Source organism: Ensifer adhaerens (assembly GCF_000697965.2).
GTDB lineage: Bacteria > Pseudomonadota > Alphaproteobacteria > Rhizobiales > Rhizobiaceae > Ensifer > Ensifer adhaerens.
This window is the reverse complement of the sequence record NZ_CP015882.1, coordinates 887,065-905,336: the sequence shown is the minus strand read 5'-3', so window position 1 is coordinate 905,336 and position 18,272 is coordinate 887,065. Positions and strand designations below refer to the sequence as shown.

The 18,272-nt window shown below is 62.8% G+C and carries 14 protein-coding genes and 1 pseudogene; 5 read left to right on the top strand and 10 right to left on the bottom strand.

Annotation, left to right across the window (positions count from 1 at the left end; all coding sequences use genetic code 11):
* Nucleotides 1-52: 52 nt before the first annotated feature.
* The 3 genes from FA04_RS31750 to FA04_RS31740 all read left to right on the top strand — a co-directional run bounded on the left by FA04_RS31750 (nt 53) and on the right by FA04_RS31740 (nt 3,350).
* Nucleotides 53-1,333 (top strand): sensor histidine kinase, encoded by a 1,281-nt coding sequence (locus FA04_RS31750; RefSeq protein WP_234798827.1) that lies wholly within the window; start codon nt 53-55, stop codon nt 1,331-1,333.
* 276 nt (nt 1,334-1,609) lie between these two features.
* Nucleotides 1,610-2,962: a DUF2778 domain-containing protein gene (locus FA04_RS31745; RefSeq protein ID WP_234798826.1), complete on the top strand. Its 1,353-nt coding sequence runs from the start codon at nt 1,610-1,612 to the stop codon at nt 2,960-2,962.
* Nucleotides 2,963-3,083: 121 nt separating this feature from the next.
* Nucleotides 3,084-3,350 (top strand): DUF2277 domain-containing protein, encoded by a 267-nt coding sequence (locus FA04_RS31740; RefSeq protein ID WP_034798165.1) that lies wholly within the window; start codon nt 3,084-3,086, stop codon nt 3,348-3,350.
* Nucleotides 3,351-3,380: 30 nt separating this feature from the next.
* Here the strand turns inward: FA04_RS31740 and FA04_RS31735 are convergent, their stop codons facing one another.
* The 6 genes and pseudogenes from FA04_RS31735 to FA04_RS31715 all read right to left on the bottom strand — a co-directional run bounded on the left by FA04_RS31735 (nt 3,381) and on the right by FA04_RS31715 (nt 7,897).
* A complete protein-coding gene (locus FA04_RS31735; RefSeq protein ID WP_034798163.1) occupies nt 3,381-4,400 on the bottom strand; it encodes a sulfate/molybdate ABC transporter ATP-binding protein in 1,020 nt (339 codons plus the stop codon).
* A complete protein-coding gene (gene cysW / locus FA04_RS31730) occupies nt 4,397-5,275 on the bottom strand; it encodes a sulfate ABC transporter permease subunit CysW (RefSeq protein ID WP_034798161.1) in 879 nt (292 codons plus the stop codon). The genes FA04_RS31735 and cysW overlap by 4 nt, the downstream gene beginning before the upstream one ends.
* Before the next feature lie 2 nt (nt 5,276-5,277).
* Nucleotides 5,278-6,099 (bottom strand): sulfate ABC transporter permease subunit CysT, encoded by an 822-nt coding sequence (gene cysT, locus FA04_RS31725; RefSeq protein WP_034798160.1) that lies wholly within the window; start codon nt 6,097-6,099, stop codon nt 5,278-5,280.
* 83 nt (nt 6,100-6,182) lie between these two features.
* The gene (gene cysP / locus FA04_RS31720) at nt 6,183-7,169 is read right to left on the bottom strand and encodes a thiosulfate ABC transporter substrate-binding protein CysP (RefSeq protein WP_034798159.1); all 987 of its coding nucleotides are present in this window, start codon (nt 7,167-7,169) and stop codon (nt 6,183-6,185) included.
* A 165-nt stretch (nt 7,170-7,334) separates the two neighbouring features.
* A pseudogene (locus FA04_RS34820) lies at nt 7,335-7,625 on the bottom strand (type II toxin-antitoxin system RelE/ParE family toxin).
* Nucleotides 7,622-7,897, bottom strand: a complete 276-nt coding sequence (locus FA04_RS31715) for a ribbon-helix-helix domain-containing protein (protein WP_034798157.1) — start codon at nt 7,895-7,897, stop codon at nt 7,622-7,624. Before FA04_RS31715 ends, FA04_RS34820 begins: the two are co-directional and overlap by 4 nt.
* 135 nt (nt 7,898-8,032) lie before the next feature.
* Between FA04_RS31715 and FA04_RS31710 the strand changes: the two genes are divergently transcribed.
* Together FA04_RS31710 and FA04_RS31705 are read left to right on the top strand one after the other, a co-directional pair.
* Complete coding sequence (locus FA04_RS31710) at nt 8,033-8,485, top strand: hypothetical protein (protein ID WP_034798155.1); 453 nt, start codon at nt 8,033-8,035, stop codon at nt 8,483-8,485.
* Nucleotides 8,486-8,517: 32 nt separating this feature from the next.
* The gene (locus tag FA04_RS31705) at nt 8,518-8,964 is read left to right on the top strand and encodes an MEKHLA domain-containing protein (protein WP_034798152.1); all 447 of its coding nucleotides are present in this window, start codon (nt 8,518-8,520) and stop codon (nt 8,962-8,964) included.
* Between the two features lie 42 nt (nt 8,965-9,006).
* Here FA04_RS31705 and FA04_RS31700 read toward each other — a convergent pair whose 3' ends face one another.
* The 4 genes from FA04_RS31700 to FA04_RS31685 form a co-directional block, all read right to left on the bottom strand.
* Complete coding sequence (locus FA04_RS31700; RefSeq protein WP_034798150.1) at nt 9,007-10,449, bottom strand: TRAP transporter large permease; 1,443 nt, start codon at nt 10,447-10,449, stop codon at nt 9,007-9,009.
* Nucleotides 10,446-10,958: a TRAP transporter small permease gene (locus FA04_RS31695; protein ID WP_060607804.1), complete on the bottom strand. Its 513-nt coding sequence runs from the start codon at nt 10,956-10,958 to the stop codon at nt 10,446-10,448. The genes FA04_RS31700 and FA04_RS31695 overlap by 4 nt, the downstream gene beginning before the upstream one ends.
* Nucleotides 10,959-11,036: 78 nt before the next feature.
* Nucleotides 11,037-12,092, bottom strand: coding sequence for a TRAP transporter substrate-binding protein (locus tag FA04_RS31690; RefSeq protein ID WP_034798149.1), 1,056 nt, complete (start codon nt 12,090-12,092; stop codon nt 11,037-11,039).
* 289 nt (nt 12,093-12,381) lie between these two features.
* Nucleotides 12,382-18,084, bottom strand: coding sequence for an alpha/beta fold hydrolase (locus FA04_RS31685; RefSeq protein WP_034798148.1), 5,703 nt, complete (start codon nt 18,082-18,084; stop codon nt 12,382-12,384).
* Between the last annotated feature and the right edge of the window lie 188 nt (nt 18,085-18,272).

Here is an 18,272-nt window from a genome sequence, read left to right as displayed (position 1 = left end):
GATAGTGTGGAAGCTCTGGCCACGGTCTCTCAAGCAACGTCTCATTGCACACTTGCTGGTTCTGCAGCTGGCGGTGCTTCTTGCGTTCGGCCTATCCTTCGTCACGCTGCTCGTCGTCGCTGACGAAGGCGGCGCGCTCGTCAGTCCCGCCCCGGTCGAGACGGCGTTCCGCGCGATCAAGCGGAGTGCCAGCGGCAAGCTCGAACTCGCTGACACCGCGGAACTGGCACGCGTTCGTCGCGAGCAACCGCATTTCTGGTTCATCGCGCGCAGCGACGGGGGCGAGATCGTTCAGTCCGGCGACGTACCGGACATCTACCGCGGCATGACCGTGGCCCTCGACCGAATGACCTATTCGGACATCCGCGACGACGGCCCGCCATCGAACTATCTCGCCGTCATCCGGCGCATGACAAACGAGGAAGGCAGCTTCACCGTATTCGGACAGGGAACGCTTCTGAGCCAACCGTCGCTCATCCTCTCGTTCTCACGCCTGTTCGTCGCGCCGATGCTGGTGCTGCTCGCGCTCGTCACGATCTTCGCGGTGCCCCGCATCGTCAACCGGGCGATCCGGGGCATCTCCGATCTCGCCCGCGAAACGGATGAGATCAACATTACGCACCGGAGCCACCGGCTGGCCGAAACGGCGGTTCCGAGCGAGGTCCGCCCGCTCGTGCGCGGCATCAACAGCGCCCTTCACCGGCTCGATCAATCCTATGGCCAACATCAGCGCTTCATTCTCGACGCCGCCCATGAGCTGCGGACGCCTGTGGCCATTCTTCAGGCGCGGCTCGACTTGCTCGCCTCAGGGCCGGAGCGCGACCGGTTGATCTCCGACTGCGAGAGGATTTCAGCGCTTGCCGAGCAGTTGCTCGATCTGCAACGGCTGGAAGCCGACGCCAGGCCCTTCACCGCCGTGGACATCGTCGCGCTCTGCCGCAACGTCGTTGCCGACCTTGCGCCGCTCGCCATCGACGAAGGCTACGACCTGTCGTTTGAACAAAACACCGAGCAGTCCCTGATACAGGGCGACGCAGTCTCGCTCGAACGGGCGGTTACCAATCTCGTCCAGAACGCGATCGAGCATGCCGGGAACCAGGGCGTGATCGTCGTACGGGTCGAGCCGGACGGCGTGATCGAAGTCAGCGACGACGGCCCGGGCATCCCGGAGGCGGAACGCGAGCGCGTCTTCGAGGCTTTTTACCGCCTCAAGCCGCGCGAACGTGGCGCTGGTCTCGGCCTCAATCTCGTTCTGCAGATCGCGCAGCGACAAAGGCCGCGTGAGCATCCTCACCTCACAGAGCGGCGGTGCCTGCTTTCGGCTGGCCTTTGAGAACGGACGCATCTGAGCTGCAATCCGTAGTACCCCCAACAGGCAAGTGTGAGCGTAGTCCGAGTACTAGTCGTCCGGAAAGCGGCCGAAATGGGCCTTTTCGGCGGAAAAAAATCGATCCGGGATCTATTTCGGCGGTTGGAAAGCAAAATTTAACCATACTTCTCCATCTTTTGTCCATCAGTCGTCAAGAAGGGGACAATCCAGAAATCGCGCAGCGGCGTTCGCTCGCCGGGCTGAGAGCCTTTGTGAGATTTTCTGGCTTGATTTGCGTTGTTGAGTAAGATCATTCGCCCACAGTCTTTGCACCGTCTGTTGCGCCCATTGCTGATCACTTGCTGCGGCACCGCCCTCGTCGGCGCGGCTGCGTGGTCGCTTGTCGGCATGGCCGCGATCGGCAGTTCCTACGCGCATGGTTCCGGCCGCCTGCTGCCGAAGCCGCAGCTGCATTTGGCCGAGACGACCAAAGAGCGCGCCTGGGACAAGCACGCCAGAACCAACCAGGCGACGCGGCTCGTGGCCGCCGCCGCGGCGCAGCCCGTCATGGTCGCAAGCCTCGCTCCCAGCGAGGCGAGGTTCGGGCACGATGCCCTGTTCCCGATAGATGCGGAAACGATCGGCAAGAGCGCCCGGATTGCAGCCGCGGTGAAAAAGGCTGTTCTCTCGTCCGAGAAAGTCGCGAGCGACCCCGTTCCCGCTACCCAGGTTCACCATCAGATCGCCACGGTAAAGCTCCCGGCGCCAGAACGCTTCGCGCCGGTGGCGTCTGTTGCCGTTGCCAAGAACCCGGTCCAGCTCGCCTACGCCACCCCCTCCCAGAGCCACGTGGAAGGCAGCGCCTTTTCGGCTCTGTTGACGGCGCCGTCCGAGGACGATCTCGCCGAACAGCCGGACCAGGACCAGGCTGAAGACACGGCCGCCCTGCCGAGCCATGAGGACACGCCCTCGGTCGGTCCCATGCCGCAATTCCGCCCCCGCACCGCGCAAGCGGAAAAGCCGCCCGCCGAAGACGAAAAGCCTGCGACCAAGCAGGCGGAAGACGCAGCGGTGAAAAAGGAAGAAGAGACAGCCAAGGCAGACGCGGACGAAGCGCCGAAGAAGCAGAATCTTGCCTATTCACGGCCGGAAGATCCGACCGAGAACAGTGCCGGCACCGGTTTCGGCCAGGCGTTGCGTAACATGTTTGGCGGCGGAGCGAAGGCCGGCAACGGCGTCGCCGTCTACGACATCACCGCTGCCAAGGTCTATATGCCTGACGGCAGCGTGCTCGAGGCCCATTCCGGTATCGGCAAGATGGCCGACAACCCGCGCTACGTCGACGTCAAAATGACCGGACCGACCCCGCCGCACACCTATAACCTCAGGATGCGCGAAACGCGTTTCCACGGGGTCGAGGCGATCCGCATGCTGCCGGTCGACGGAAGGAACAAGCACGGCCGCGACGGTTTCCTGACGCATAGCTACCTGCTGCGCGGCAAGCGCGCGGAATCCCATGGCTGCGTCGCCTTCGCCGACTATCCGCGTTTCCTGACCGCCTTCAAGCAGGGCAAGGTCAAGCAGATCGTCGTGGTGCCGAGCGGCGGACGCGCGGCCGGCATGCGCCTGGCACAGAACGGCCGGAACTCCTGAGCGGAGCCGGCCAACGGTTGGATCGCAGGCAGCGGACGGTAAAGGTCTTTCGCTGACGAGGAACGGGCACTAAGATCCGGCCCTCGACAGGAGCGAGAACGAAGAGGACCGGGAGCCCGTCATGTGCCGAAACATCAAACCCCTGTTCAATTTCGAGCCGCCGGCGACGAACGCCGAGATCCATGACGCTGCGCTGCAGTTCGTGCGCAAGTTAAGCGGAACGAGCAAGCCGTCCAAGCGGAACGAAGCGGCGTTCGAGCACGCGGTCAATTCGATTGCGGCATGCGCGCAAGAACTGCTCGATGCGCTCGAGACGTCACAGCCCCCACGCAACCGGGAAGAAGAAGCAGCCAAGGCGCGCGCTCGGTCCGCCCTCCGCTTCGCCTGACGGCGGCAAGAGGCTGGCCGCGCGCTCAGCCTAAATCGCAAATACCGTTGCCCGCCGCAGCGTCACGTAACCGGTGTCGCCGGCCTTCACGATCCGCTCCGGCTCCAGGTCCAACTCCAGCGGCACGCCACGCTCGGTCGTCGCGACCACCCGGCGGCCGCCAGGGCGATCCATCACCCGGCTGATATTGGCCGCGATACCCGGGCCTCCCGCCGCCCAGTCGAGATCGACCGGCCGGGCGTAAAGCTCGGCCTTGCCGTCGGCAATCCCTGCGGCATCGATGACCGCGCCATCGGCATAGGCCCGACCATCGCGCACCTCGGCGGGAAGCATGTTGGCATCGCCGAGGAACTTCATGACGAAGGCCGATTTCGGCTCGCGGCAGACCTCCTCCGGCGTCCCCTGTTGAACGATATGGCCATCCTTCAGGATCACCACGCGGTCAGCGAGATCGAGCGCCTCTTCCTGGTCGTGCGTGACGAAGAGCGTGGTGATGCCGAGCTCACTATGGATTTCGCGCAGCCAGCGCCGCAGCTCACGCCGGACATTGGCATCAAGCGCGCCGAAAGGCTCGTCCAGCAGCAGCACCTTTGGATCGACGGCAAGCGCGCGGGCAAGTGCGACGCGCTGGCGCTGACCGCCGGAGATCTGCGCCGGAAACCGTTCGCCGAGCCCTTCGAGGCGAACCAGGCGCAACAGTTCAGCGACCCGCGCATGGATGGCCGCCTTGTCGCGCTTGACCTTCGAGACCTCCATGCCGAAGGCGATGTTCTGCGCCACGGTCATATGCGGGAAAAGCGCGTAGTGCTGGAACACGAAGCCGACGCCGCGATCGCGCACCGGGATGTCGGTCGCATCCTGGTCGCCGAAATAGATGTGACCGCCATCGGCGAATTCGAGGCCGGCAACCATGCGCAATATCGTCGTCTTGCCAGAACCGGAGGGCCCAAGCAGCGCGACGAGCTCGCCGCTTTCGATCTCCAGGGAGACGTCCTTGACGGCACGGAAGGTTTGGAAAGTCTTGACGACGTGGTCAAGGCGGATCTTCATGATGCATTCTCCGCGGAATTGGCAACTGGGCGGACGCGGCCCGCCCCTTGGCGCTCCAGAGCGACCTTGGCGATGATGGTGAAGACGGCGATGAGCGCCAGAATGGACGCCGACGCAAAAGCGCCCGCCGCCTGATAGTCGTGATAGAGCAGCTCGATATGGAGCGGCAGGGTGTTGGTCTGGCCACGGATGTTACCAGAGACGACCGAAACCGCGCCGAACTCGCCCATCACGCGCGCATTACAAAGGACGACGCCGTAGAGCAGCGCCCACTTGATGTTGGGCAACGTCACCGAAAAGAAGGTGCGGAAGCCGGAAGCGCCGAGGGAAACGGCCGCCTCTTCGAGATCGCGCCCCTGGGCCTGCATCAGCGGAATGAGCTCCCGGGCGACAAACGGCGCGGTGACGAACATCGAGGCGAGCACGATGCCTGGAATGGCAAACAGGATCTTGATGCCATAGGCATCAAGTGTCGGACCAAACAGGCCCTGCAGCCCGTAGACGAAGAGATAGGCAACACCCGCGACGATCGGTGAAACCGAGAACGGGATCTCGATCACCACCAGCAGGAAGCCCTTGCCGCGGAAATCGAATTTGGTGATCGCCCAGGCGGCGGCGACGCCGAAGGCGGTGTTGATGGGTACGGCGATCAGCGCCGCAAGCACGGTCAGCATGATCGCATGGCGCGTGTCGGGATGCAGGATCGTGTCGCGATAGACCTGCCAGCCTTTGGCAAAGGCTTCGACACCGATGATCAGCAGCGGCGCGAGAATGAGGAATGCGCCGATGATCAGCACGATACCGATAAGGGCGCGGCGGAACACGGGGCCGTCACCGACCCGCGGCAGCGTGCGTACGGTCTTTTTGAAACTCATCGTCAAGACCTCCGGGTGTAGCGCAGCGCCCGCGCCTGCAGCCAGTTGGTTACCGCGAGCATGAGGAACGCCGTGAGCAGCAGGACGGACGCGATCGCCGCCGCTGCCTGATAGTCGTATTCCTCAAGCCGGATGAAGATCAGCAGCGCGGTGATCTCGGTCGACATCGGCTGGTTGCCGGCGATGAAGATGATCGCGCCGAATTCGCCGAGCGAGCGGGCGAAGGACAAAGAGACGCCGGCGAGAAGCGCCGGTGTCAGCAGCGGCAGAATGACCTTGCGGAAGATCGCGAGGTCCGAGCCGCCAAGCGACTGGGCTGCCTCCTCCAGCGCCGGATCGAGATCCTCCAGTACCGGTTGCACCGTGCGCACGATGAAGGGCAGCGAGGTGAAGCACATGGCGATCATGATGCCGATAGGCGTATAGGCAACCTTGATGCCGTAGTCTTCGAGGATTGAGCCAAACACGCCGTTGGTCGTGAAAAGTGCGGTCAGCGAAATGCCGGCAACGGCCGTCGGCAAGGCAAACGGCAGGTCGACCATGGCATCGACGATGCGGCGCCCCGGAAAGCGGTAGCGCACCAGCACCCAGGCGAGCGCCAGGCCGAAGAAGAGATTGAAGAGCGTCGCGCCAAGGGCGGCCGTCACGGTGACGCGATAGCTTGCGAGTGCCCGCGGCGACGAGACGATCTGCCAGTAGTCGAGAGGGCCGAGGCTTGCGGCCTTGAACACGAGGGCTGCCAGCGGCAGAACGACGATCAGGCTCACATAGAGCAGCGTCACCCCCAGCGACAGGCGGAACCCGGGCAGGACATTGCGTCTCAAGCGTTCATTTCCTTGTCATGTCATGGTGAAACCCGGCAGACGGTTCGTCTGCCGGGCTGACTGAATGCGAGTTTAAAGAGCGATCAGCGGCTGCCGTAGAGCTTGTCCAGAACGCCGCCCGAGGCGAAGTGCTCTGCCTGGATCTTGCTCCAGCCGCCAAAGACGTCATCGACATTGACGAGGCGAATGTCGGGGAACTGCGCCTTGAATTCGCCGGCAACCTTTTCGTTGCGGACGCGGTGGCCGAACTCGGCGGCGATGCGCTGGCCTTCCTCGGTATAGAGGAAATCGAGATAGGTCTTGGCGAGCGCCTGAGTGCCGTGCTTCTCGGCGACCTTGTCGACGACCGCGACCGGGAACTCGGCGAGCAGGCTGACCGACGGGATGACGGCCTCGACCTTGTCGGCGCCATACTGTTTGGCGATGCTGCGGGTCTCTGCCTCGAAGGTGATCAGGACGTCGCCGGTTTCGCGCTCGACGAAGGTGGTTGTCGAGGCGCGGCCGCCGGTGTCGAACACCGGAACGTTGTCGAAGATCTTGGTAATGTAGGCTTCGATCTTCGCCTCGTCGCCTTCATAGGCCTCCTTGGCCCAGGCATAGGCCGCCAGATAGGTGTAGCGCGCATTGCCCGACGTTTTCGGATTGGGGAAGACAGCGTGAACATCGTCACGGGCGAGATCGGACCAGTCCTTGATGTTCTTCGGGTTGCCCTTGCGCACCAGGAAGGACGGGAAGGAATAGAAAGGCGAGGCATTGTTCGGGAACGCCTTCGCCCAATCCTTGGAGACAAAGCCGTTCTTGGCCAGGAACTCGATATCGGTGGTCTGGTTGAAGGTGACGACGTCGGCTTCCAGGCCTTCGAGGATCGAGCGGGCCTGCTTCGACGTGCCGGCATGCGACTGGTCGATGGTCACGCCCGGATGCTGCTTGATGAAGGCCTCGTTCTCGGCAACGAAGAGCTCGCGGGAAACGTCGTAGGAGGCGTTGAGAAGCTTCGTCGGCTCCTGTGCCAGCGCAGGGGTCACAAAGTGCGCGACAAGGGTGGCGCCGAGAATGAGGAGGCGTTTCATGCGGTTCTCCGGTGTTGATGCTGACCCAGAACCTATCGGCAGGCGTGTGGGAGCGCGAGGGAACGCGGACCCTGGTTGTGCCAAGCCTTAGAAATTTCGTCTCGTTTCCGCTCAGTTTCGCGGAGTTTTTGCCTCAGCTTTCCCAAGGCAACCAATAGCTTACAGTCAGGGCTTATTCAGCACGCGCCACACGTCGATATGGTCGGCCCGTTGACGATAGAACACGAGGTATGGGTACCTCTTCAGACCGACACTTCGCCAATGAGGGAGCGCCAGTTCGTAGGCAAAGCGCAACGAACCGGATTCCGGACGCGCAACAATCAACGCATAGGCAGCCTGAAACGCGTCGCCAAAAGCGTGAGCGACGTCAGCCCCAGCCTACGTTGCATAACACTCGATCGCCGCCTCGACGTCGCTGCTGGCCGGTTGACGCGAAATGACCGGCTTGTTGCTCACTTGGCCGATCGACCACGAACCCGGTCACGCAAATCGGCGAAGTAGCCAGCGTCGGTCGGGTCGGCTTGTGCGGAAGAGGCACCATCGAGCAATAGCCGACGCAGATTGAGCCAGTCCTGAACCCGGCGGATCAACTCCAGGATAGACTCGCTGCTCGTACCATAACCTCGCCGGGCGACCTGCTCGTCGACGAAGCTTTTGAGAGAGTCCGGGAGGGAAATGTTCATGGTGTTCATGGGTGGCAGAATAGCGCATTCGGCAAAAACTGGCATGAATGGTGATCTTTAACACCAGAGCCGATCGCCTTACGCGGGGAACCTCTCGGCCGCAGCAATATGACAATCGGGGACTAGATACATCCTTGGCGCTTTGACTAGATAGGCGTTCAAGGCAGGGTTGGCGATTCGATGACGATATACTTCAAGGCAGGAATTTCCGATGAAATGGCGCTCGGGATGATCGAGCGTTGTTTCTCCGATGCGAACGACTATGACGGCTATCTCGACATTTTTGCCGACTACACCGAAAAGACCGTCTCGTGGAGCAAGGGCAGATCCGTCGAGGAGTTCAAGGACCAGATCACCGAGGCGCTGCGCGCGGCCTGGGAAGCTTCGCCCTTCTGGCAGGTCTATGAGCGCCGCGAAGAGCGGGACGACGCCGGCACCAACGAAATTCGAAGGGCAGCGATCGCCCTGACCCGCACCTATGGCGGCGTGGTCGTGATCACGCTCAGCCTGCTTGGAAGGCGCAGCAGCGCAAATGACCTCGAGCTGGTCTTCGTCTGCTTCCAGGAAGATGCGCAACGCCGGAATTTCCGCGTGCGTTATGACGGGAAGTTCATTCCGTCCTTGAACGCCTGACGCCCACCCCGGCGCTATGGAGACGAAGGGCGATGACAACCGAATATGATGCCGATGACGCCTTCGCCCTGATCGTTGCAAGTTACCGCCAGGTGACCGGCAAGGAGCTGGTCGACCATCCGTTCGACGGCCGCTGGCTCTACGAGAACGCACCCTTTGCGCTTTTGGCGCACGACCGGTCGGACGACCCGCGTTTCTTCTACGCGAACAAAACCGCCCAGGCCTGCTTCGGCTACAGTTGGCAGGAGTTCATCGGCATGCCGTCGCGCCTCTCGGCCGAGGCGCCGAACCGTGAGGAACGGCAGCGTCTTTTAGACAGTGTCTCCACCAAGGGCTTCATCGACGACTATCGTGGGCTTCGGATCGCAAAATCCGGACGCCGTTTCTGGATCGAGAACGCCATCGTGTGGCAATTGGTGCGCGCCAACGGCGAACATGCCGGCCAGGCCGCCATGTTCCATAGCTGGAAGGATCTGTGAGCGCGCCGTCCAAGGCGGAGGTCGCGCCCTGCCAGCTTCTTCTCAATTCAACAACCGGACGAGCGCCAGAGCGACGCCGGGTGACAGCGTGATGATCACCAGCCTGATGAGGTCGGCGATCACGAATGGCATCACGCCACGATAGGTCTCAACGATCGGAACGTCGGTCGCCAGCTTGTTGATGATAAACACGTTGAGGCCGATCGGCGGGGCGGAAAGGCCGATGCCGACGACGATGAGCACGAGAATGCCGAACCAGATGGCAACGTCCTCGGTCGGCATGCCCAAGTCCAGCGTCAGGATGATCGGAATGAAGACCGGCAACGTCAGCAGGATCATCGCCAACTCGTCCATGACGGCGCCGAGCACGAGATAGGTGACGAGCATTCCGCAAATGACGACATAGGGCGGTAGACCCGACTGTCCGACCATTGAGGCCAGCGTCGCCGGCATCTGCGTCAGCGCCAGAAACGCGCCAAAGACCTCGGCGCCGAGCAGGATCAGGAAGATCATCCCGCTCGTTTCAGCCGTCTGCAGCAGGGCGTTTTTCAGGGCGCCAAGGCTCAGGGTCCGTTGCAGCAGCCCCACCAGCAGCGTTACGGCGGCACCCACCGCGGCACCTTCCGTCGGTGTGAACACTTCGCCATAGATGCCGCCGACCACCGTGACGGCAACCGCCGCCGCGGGCACGATCGCAAAGTCCGCAGCCAGCAGCAGCAGGCCGAATATCGCCAGCAATACGCCCCCTACCGTCCCGAGCGAGCCGAGCAGCCAGCCGATCGCGCCACCGGCAAAGATGATCAGCCCTACGGGCCTCGCCCAGAAAGGACGGGGGGTTCGAACCGCCTCGGTCGCCGTGACCGGCGGTGCGAGATCGGGTTTGCGCCGGACGACGACGGCGATCGCGATCAGATAGAAGGCGGCCGCCAGCAGCCCCGGCACCAGGGCGGCCTGAAACAGCTTGGCGATATTCTGCTCGGCGGTGATCGCATAGATCACCAGGATGACGGATGGGGGAATGAGGATGCCGAGCGTGCCACCGGCGGCAATCGTCCCGGTGCCAAGACCGACATCGACGCGCGCCCGGCGCAGTTCCGGCAGGGCCGCACGCCCGAAGGTCGCCGTGGTTGCGACCGACGAGCCGCAGATCGCGCCGAATCCTGTGCAGGCGGCGATGACCGCCATTGGCATTCCGCCCTTGAACCGTCCGAAGCCTCGCTCGGCGACGCGAAAGAGCGTTGCGGCGATGCCCGATTGCTCGGCAAGCGCGCCCATCAGGATGAAGAGCGGTATGACGGAAAGCGTGTAGCTGGCAAACTGGCTGTAGGTGTTGGTCTGCAGATAGTAGACCAGCGCATGCGGGCCAGAGAGATAGGCATAACCGGCAGCGCCCACCGCAAGCATGGCAAGGGCGATCGGCATCCGGATGGCGATCAAGAGCAGCATGGCTGCGAATCCGACGAAGGCAATGGCAAAACCGCTCATCGGCCGCCTCCGATTTTCAAGAGGGAAACGGAAACTCCGATGATGGCTGCGAGCGCCGCCAGCGCCGCACAGGTCAGATAGACTGGCCAGATCGGCCAGGGCAGCTGGATCAGCGTCGTCCCGTATCCCCTCGCCTCCAGGCCACCGGTAAACAGACCCCAGGCAAAAAACGCCAGGCAGCCGGCCAAAAGCAGGTCCCAAAGGCCGTCGATGACCCGCGTGACGCGTGCGGGGAGAGCCAACGTGAAGGTATCGACGGCAATATGGCCGTTGCGGGCCTGTGTGTATGCGAGAAAGGAGAAGGCGGCGACGCCGACCGCCACCTCCACCAGCTCGTAGTCGGCCGGCACCGGCCGATTGAACAGCCATCGGCCCAGCACGCTGACGGTGACCAATCCCGCCGCAAGGCAAAGAAGCGTGCCGCCGATCAGTGCCAAACCGGCCGCGAGGCGTTCGACTTCCCTGCGGCGCGGCACCCTCACCGCGTCCTCGTATCCTACGTCTTCCATTGTTGAGGCCTCGAGCTGTTGGTTCATGCAGCGGCGCGTTCAGGCGCCACGTTCAGGCGAGTACGGCCGGCAGTGCGCTCAGGCGCTCGAATATTTCTGCACAAGCGCCTGCGCCGTGGCGATCAGCGCCTTGCCGTCGAGGTCCTTGGCCTTCATGTCCTCGATCCACTTGTCGTGGACGGGTCTGGTTGCCTCCACCCACTTCGCCTTTTCGTCCTCGCTGATCGTGCTGATTGTTCCTTCTCCGGATGTCTCGATTGCCGCGCGCACTTCGGCACCGACGCTGTCCCACATCTCGCCGGCCTTCTTGGCGAAGGCCATGCCGCTGTTGGCGTCCAGCACGGCCTTGAGGTCGGCCGGCAACCCGTCGTACTTGCCCTTGTTCATCGCCAGGAAGAAAGTTGCGGTATAGAGCGTCGGCGAGCCCGGGATTTCGGTATGGAACTTGGTGAGCTCGTTCACCTTGATCGAGGGAACCACTTCCCACGGGAGCACGCAGCCGTCGATCGACCGCTGGGCCAGTGCTTCGGGCACCTGCGGAATGGGCATGCCGACCGGCGTCGCCCCCAGTGCCGCCAGCGCCTCACCGGCAAGGCGCGTCGGATTGCGAAGCTTCAGCCCGGCGAGGTCCGCTCCGGTCTTCACTTCCTTATTGGTGTGGATCAGGCCCTGATCATGCGCCCAGAAGCACAAGAGCTGGGTATCGCCAGTTTCCTTCAGTACGTGCGTCTGGCCATATTCCTGGCAGGCTTGCGCGTTGACGGTCGCCTCCTTGGCGGCGACGAATGGCAGTTCGAACACTTCCGTGGACGGGAAACGTCCGGGCGTGTTGCCGGGCAAGGTCCAGACGATATCGACGACGCCGTTCGACGCCTGATCGTAGAGCTGCGGCGGCTTTCCGCCGAGTTGCATGGCCGGGAAGATGTCGACCTTCAGCGCACCGCCGCTTTGTTCTGCCAGCAATTTCGCCCATGGCGTCAACAGCCGCTGATGAACGTTGGATGCCGGCGGCAGGAAATGGTGCAGCTTCAGCGTGACTGTTTCCTGGGCGCGCGCCGCACCGATTTTCAGAACGAAGGGCGCTGCAAGCAGAGCGCCGCCGGTCTTCATCAAATTCCGTCTGCTCAGTTTCATAGGTTCCTCCCTGTCGACCCCACATTCACGCGCGGCGAACATCGCATGCACGCACCTGATCCTTCACGGCCATCCGGCGGGCAGATCTCCCTGGTCGCTTGAAACTTCCCTTTGCTCCTCATCGGAAAGCTTCAATCCATTAACATGTTAAGTTTATTTTGAACCGACTGTCAAGCGACGGCATCGGGCGACAAAACGGCATGGCGGATCACCCGGACACGTCCTCGTGAACGGGCCCGCTCGAGCCTTCCCGTAAGGATTTGAACCAGTAACGCGCCAGGAGATGGGATCAGAGCGTGAGCGTCTGCACAGTCCCCGCATATTCGCAGTCGAGCTTCCAATCGGCGCCATCCTGCCGGACGTGGAGAAAAGTCGCACCGTCGCCGGGAGCCGGCCGGGTCGCGTCGACGATGCAGTGATAGCGCTTGGCCTTGTAGTCGAACTCGAACGTCTCCTGCTCGACGATATCCTCGTCGATCCCGTTTGCAAAAGGATAAGGCGCATACATTGCCGCGGTGTGGATCGAATGCACGGTCGTGATCGGCGTGCCGTCCATTTCCGTCAGAAGCGCCGTTGCAATGCAGCCCCGGTGTTCATCACCGGAGAGGAGCACGACATGCTTGATCTTTCCGGCGGCGATGGCGCCGAGAACATCACGCAGACTGTTCGGATAGCCATCCCAGCCATCGGAACGCAGCGCACTCAGGTTGTCCGGGCTGAGGCTGGCATCGCGCTGGATCGCCCGGCGATGACGCGGGAGAAACATCGATGGCGACGCTATGAACTTCGGGCCATTTTTTAAAAGCCACGTCTCCAGGTCGCTCATCGTCTCGCCGACGCCCGTCTTGAACAGGGTCGCATTGGCAAGCCCGGCGCCGATCTTGCGGTGCGTCCTTTCGCTGCGCGTGTCGAGCAGGAAGAAATGGAAGCCCTCGTAGTCGAACGTCTTCAGCTTGGGATCCACTCCACGCTGGTATTTCTCGAAGGCCGCGAAACCCTCCTTCTTCAGCTTGGCATTCGTATCGATATCGTTCGGAGAGGCGAGCGGCTCCCAGTTGTCGTCGATCTCATGGTCGTCGAGCAGCATGAACGATGGTATGCGGCGCAGGACCTCGCGCACGCTGCGTTCCTGCAACCAAGCTTCGTAAGGGAGGCGATACCTGTCATCGCTCGCGGCCGGATCGTAGAGCCCTGCGGTCGGATCCACATAGACCTGATCGCCGACGAGGAGCGCGAACTTCGGCTGGATACCCACCCCCGCCCCTATTCTGTCAGCGACCTCGGCGAAGGAGCGATAGGCAACCTTCCTGTCGATGAACCCGGCCGGGTACTGGCACGAAGCCAGGATGAAGCTGGTGCCGGCGGGCGAAGGCTGAACAGGAGGAGCGAGCGGGGAATCGTAGGGGATAACGCCGTCCATCATTGCCCGGTCCTGCTCGACCAGATTTTCCAGAACCGACGCTCCCATAAGGAAGTTGAGGTTCATCGAGGAACTTGCAGGCGTCGCCGTCTGCGGAGCGGCGCCGACCGTCAGGTTGGTCGTCGGGGTCGTGTCCTTGTAGACGAGGCGGTTCGGCGAAAATTTCACAGCCTTGCCCGGATTGATGTCGGGCTGCGGCGCATCCATCATCCGCGAGGCGGCCTGCGAGATCCGCTCGAAACGCTGATAGGGAAGTACCTCCAGCACCCTCTCCGGGTTCTCGTTCGACTCGCGAAGCAGCGCCCGATAGACGACGCCATTCTTGGCGAGCGCGTAGTATGTCTCCTCAATGAACGGCGGCAGAAGCTTGTCTTCCGCGTAGGCAAGCAAGACGAGCAACGCGTTTCCCGGGAAGTTCGGATCATACCCCGGCATTGATGTCGGGAGCGGCGCCTTGAACGCATCCCAGTGGTTGTCGCGCAACGCCGGGGACCAGTAGACCATCATGTGGCTGACGATGTAAGGCAGATCCCAGGGCTGGCCATCCGGGCGCTGGATGTCGTCGCCGTTTACCAGCACGCGCAGCATGATCACGCCCTCGGTCTGGCGGATCGACGGCAGCGTGCCAAGGCGAATGGTCAGCTCGCCGTTCTCCTCGGTAATGATCGGCCCGATCCAGGGCGGGTAGGCCGTCATCTCGGTGTCTGCGGCCACAGGCTGGCGTTGGATGTTCTGGTCGAGGAAAGCTTCGATCTTCTGCAAGGTCGCATGCCGGGTCGTCCCGATAAGGGCGTCCTGGTGACCGGCGCCGGGGTTGAGATAGGGTTCCAGGTAGACACGACCTGCATCGTCGAAGACGCGGCGCATGCGGTCGACGGTGGCAGGATCCGTGAGACCGTTGCCCGATCCATGGACGCTGAAGGTGGGGAACTTCCACTTATCCTGCAGGACTTCTCGTGACACCAGTCGGTTTTGCCCCCGGAAGTCGGTGAGCATGGCATTACGCACGAAATGCACCGTCGTGGAGACCGTATTGAGGCTGAGCGCGCCGAAATGCTCGTTGATGAAGCGCAGCATTTCGGGCTCCATGTTGGCGACGTTGAAGTCGCGTCCGTAGAGCGCGTCCATCCGGTGCCGGGTTCTTGTCCACGGCGTCCGCTTCCATGGCCAGATCGGATTTTCCACGTCGAACTCCTCGACCGGGTAAGGAAGCGTCGAAAGCACGCGGTCCCAAAGGTCATCGGCGAGCGTCGGCTTATCCGGATTGAAGCTGTAGCTGTCGGGCAGGAAGCCGAGAAGGTAACGCACCGCATAGGCGCGGAAGATGTTGGCAGGCGTAAAGACCACCAGCGGACCGACCTGCGTGAAGGCCACCCGGTCAACGAGGTCCTGGATCTTACCCTCCAGTGTGGCGATGCTGAAAACCATCGTGCCCATGCAATGGGCGATGACGTCGAGTTTCGGCACACCGGTCTGTGTGGCGATCGTCCGCAACACCAAGGGCACGTCTTCCTTGCCGATTTCGTCGAAGCTCCAGGCCGCACTTGCGGTCGGGTGCGCCGGGCTGGTTCTGAGGTCGGCGATCCAGACATCACGCCCCGTCTTCCAGAAATGGCTGGCGAAGTTGGGATTGACGGCGTGGTGGGCAAAGGTCGTCCCGCCGGCGCTGTATCCGTGGATCATCACCAGCGGCCGCTTCGTCGTGCCCGGATAGGGATAGCGGGTTAGCAGTACTTTCCCGACAACCGGCGGGCCGCCGAGTTGAGGCTTGCTCGTTCCGACGACGAGCGTCTGTCGTTGCGCCGCGACCGTGCCGCCGCCCTTGATCTTCAACTGCGCCGGCGGGCGGAAATCCACCGCGTCGTTTGCCGGGTCCTTGTCTTTATCGGGTGCACGGAAACTCCAGATATGCATTCCCAAAAGCAGCCGGAGAAAATACCCGAGGAAAGTCAGGAGCGCTCCGATCGCGGCGACGCCGTCACGCTGTTCCGTGATGCGCACGAGCGGCACGCCGATGCGGGCGAGATAGTCAAGGTCGAGCGTCAGCACGCGCCCGCCGGACGCTGCCTCCAACCCCGGAAATTGCTCCAGCGCGACTTCCATGAGCTGACGCCAGGGATTGGAACGCCGATCATAGGTGAAGCGCTTGGTGCCGACGATACGATCGCCCGCAAGCGAGATGCCACCGGTGATCGGGTCCGGCGCGCCGACCTTTAGATCATAGACGAAGGCGCGGATCTCGCCGGACCGGCTGGCGATGGCAAGACCTGAGCGGACGCGCTCAAAGAAGCCGGGCCCACCGTCGCCGTCGACGATCGCCTGATAGCTGTCGCGCAGGCCTCGGTTGAGCACCCATGCCTTGCCGGCACGCCAGATCCTGCCGCCGACCCACGTCGACTGGCGCTCGAGGACCCGCAGGCTGCCGGTCAGGGGCGCCGTAAAGACGGCGATCGCCTGGAGCTTCTGCTCCACCAGACCGGCGGGCGCCCATGTCTGATGGAGATTGTCCCACTGATCCGCCGGAAAAATTCGGATCATGCTGCGGGCCAACGGCACGGAGGCGTCGGTCGCGACCTCAAGGGTTCCATCGCCACCATTGCTTGGCGCCAAATCGGCCAGCGCCTTCGGCTCGAAACGCAGTGTGAGCTCGACAACTCTCGTTTCAGAGGCCGTCCCGGGCGCTGAAAACCTGACCCGGCCGGCAAGGCGCTCGATGATCTCGGCATCGGTATCAGGGGCAGGTGCAGCGGCATCGGTTTCACGAAACACCGGGCGGACCAAAGCTAGGCCGGGCGCCGCAGGGGCCGGGGCGACATAATTCCAGGCGGCCGCGAGTGTCTCCGAGGCGCGCAGGGCCACTGCCGCTATGGTGAGCGCCGGATTGGTGCCAAGCGCCGTCGGGATAATCGAGCCGTCGAGGACCACGAGGCCACTATGGAAGTCGTTCGGGAGCTCCGATTTGAAAACACGCCCCAAATGATCGACGACGCCCGTCGCGCCGGTGTTGCCCATCACGCAGCCACCGAGCGGATGCACGGTGGTGAGCGGACCGCGCTTGTTTTGCAGCAGCCAGTTCAGGCTGGCCGGCAGGAGCTTCCAGACGGGATTGGCGATGACGCGCCCGCCCGTATTCTTCGCCAGCCGTGCCAGCGCCTCAACCTCGGTGTCGAAGATCGGCAGGGACGGCAGATCGTCCCAGCGCATCCGCGCCGTGCCGTCATCGCTGTCGGAAGCCGTTTCATCCAGTTCCATACGCCCGGCGGCGCCGTCATCGGCCATGACGGCATAGACGGCGGAATGTTCGATCCTGCCGGTCGGCGCCACATAGGCGTCGTCGTCCGGAAAGCCCCGCGTATGCGTCGACCAGTCGAACCGGTCGAGCCCGTGAAGCGTGTTGAGCGTTGCAAAGATCTCGGTGAAGGCGAGGCGCAAGCCAGCTGGAACGGAGAGTTCCTCGATCAGAACACCTGCCGTTTTTCGAAGATCGAGCACGCCGGTGATGGTGGGTCCGATCGCACGCTTGGAGGGCTGCACGGCCTCGTCCGAGACGGTATTGACCGGATTTGACGTGGCATAATCGGTCACCAGCATGTCGCCATTGGTCGAGCAATGGTTGCCGAAATGCACGGAGAGGCTGAGGCCTTTGGCCTGTGAGCGCTTCAGGATTTCGAACGAGCCGAGCGTGCCCGCCGCCAGCACGACCTTGCCTGCGCGCACCTGCAGCACGTCGCCGTCGCGTGCGCGCAGGGCCGCGTCGGTGTAGACGCAATCGACGATCCAGTTGCCGCCGTCCGGCTTGACGCTGAGCACGGTCGCGCCGCTGAAGATCTCTGCCTCGTTGCGCAGCGCCGTCACGAGCAGGTTGACGTCGAGCGAGTTCTTTGCGCCGAAATTGCAGCCCGTCGCGCAGTCGCCGCAGCGCACGCATTTATTGAGCCTGACATTTCCCGAGCTCACCGTGTCGGTCATCGCGACCGTAATCGCTGCCTCGCGAAAACCCGTCGACGCGATGCTGCGGAAGGACTTGTGTTTCTGGGGAATGCCGTCGGGATGTTTCGAGATGCTGTTGGGGACGCCGTTTGCGGTGCCGCCCAGAAGCTCGCCCGCACGATCATAATACTGCCGCCAGGTCGTCAGGTCCTTGAGGTCGTCGGGCCAGCGCGTGTGAAACACGCTCTCGTCGGGAACTTCCATGACGCCGGCATTGATCAGCGAACCGCCGCCGACGCCGTTTGCGACCACCGTGACGACCTCCGGGCCGATCCGCACGTCGACCAGCCCTTCCTTGTTGCGATCGCGGCGGATATGGCGAGGCAGTTCGGCAAGACCTGTTGGAAACGCGCCCGGCAGATACTCCTTGCCCCGCTCGAGCACCCCGACCTTGATCGGAGCGCCTCCCTTCGTGCGGCCGGCCATGGTGGCGGCAGCGATTGCGCCGCCATAGCCACTGCCGACGACCAGAACATCAAAGTGGAGCGCCGCCGGCGTCTTCCGAACCCGGTCGACCAGCCTTTCGAAACCCTGGGAAATCCACGCGGTGTGCGAGGTGTTGTCGAAGTCAATGCTGGCCATGGTCGCCTCCGGGACGTCGGTCTCGGGCACGGTGCGGGTATCCGTAGCTCCAATCGGACATAACGCTCTCCATAAGATGCGTCTGACGCCTGAACTCGGTGTGCGAGCCGCGATGGCTCATGTCTTTCGGTGATCCCCAACAGGGGGCATCGACATCCGGGAAGAATGCAAAAATCCGAAACCTGCGC

What these genes read in the sequence shown, in the direction of transcription:
- FA04_RS31740 (WP_034798165.1), top strand. Translation starts at nt 3,084, where the DNA reads ATGTGCCGAAACATCAAACCCCTGTTCAATTTCGAGCCGCCGGCGACG.
- FA04_RS31735 (WP_034798163.1), bottom strand. Translation starts at nt 4,400, where the DNA reads ATGAAGATCCGCCTTGACCACGTCGTCAAGACTTTCCAAACCTTCCGT.
- cysW (WP_034798161.1), bottom strand. Translation starts at nt 5,275, where the DNA reads ATGAGTTTCAAAAAGACCGTACGCACGCTGCCGCGGGTCGGTGACGGC.
- cysP (WP_034798159.1), bottom strand. Translation starts at nt 7,169, where the DNA reads ATGAAACGCCTCCTCATTCTCGGCGCCACCCTTGTCGCGCACTTTGTG.
- FA04_RS31715 (WP_034798157.1), bottom strand. Translation starts at nt 7,897, where the DNA reads ATGCCAGTTTTTGCCGAATGCGCTATTCTGCCACCCATGAACACCATG.
- FA04_RS31710 (WP_034798155.1), top strand. Translation starts at nt 8,033, where the DNA reads ATGACGATATACTTCAAGGCAGGAATTTCCGATGAAATGGCGCTCGGG.
- FA04_RS31705 (WP_034798152.1), top strand. Translation starts at nt 8,518, where the DNA reads ATGACAACCGAATATGATGCCGATGACGCCTTCGCCCTGATCGTTGCA.
- FA04_RS31700 (WP_034798150.1), bottom strand. Translation starts at nt 10,449, where the DNA reads ATGAGCGGTTTTGCCATTGCCTTCGTCGGATTCGCAGCCATGCTGCTC.
- FA04_RS31695 (WP_060607804.1), bottom strand. Translation starts at nt 10,958, where the DNA reads ATGGAAGACGTAGGATACGAGGACGCGGTGAGGGTGCCGCGCCGCAGG.
- FA04_RS31690 (WP_034798149.1), bottom strand. Translation starts at nt 12,092, where the DNA reads ATGAAACTGAGCAGACGGAATTTGATGAAGACCGGCGGCGCTCTGCTT.
- FA04_RS31685 (WP_034798148.1), bottom strand. Translation starts at nt 18,084, where the DNA reads ATGGCCAGCATTGACTTCGACAACACCTCGCACACCGCGTGGATTTCC.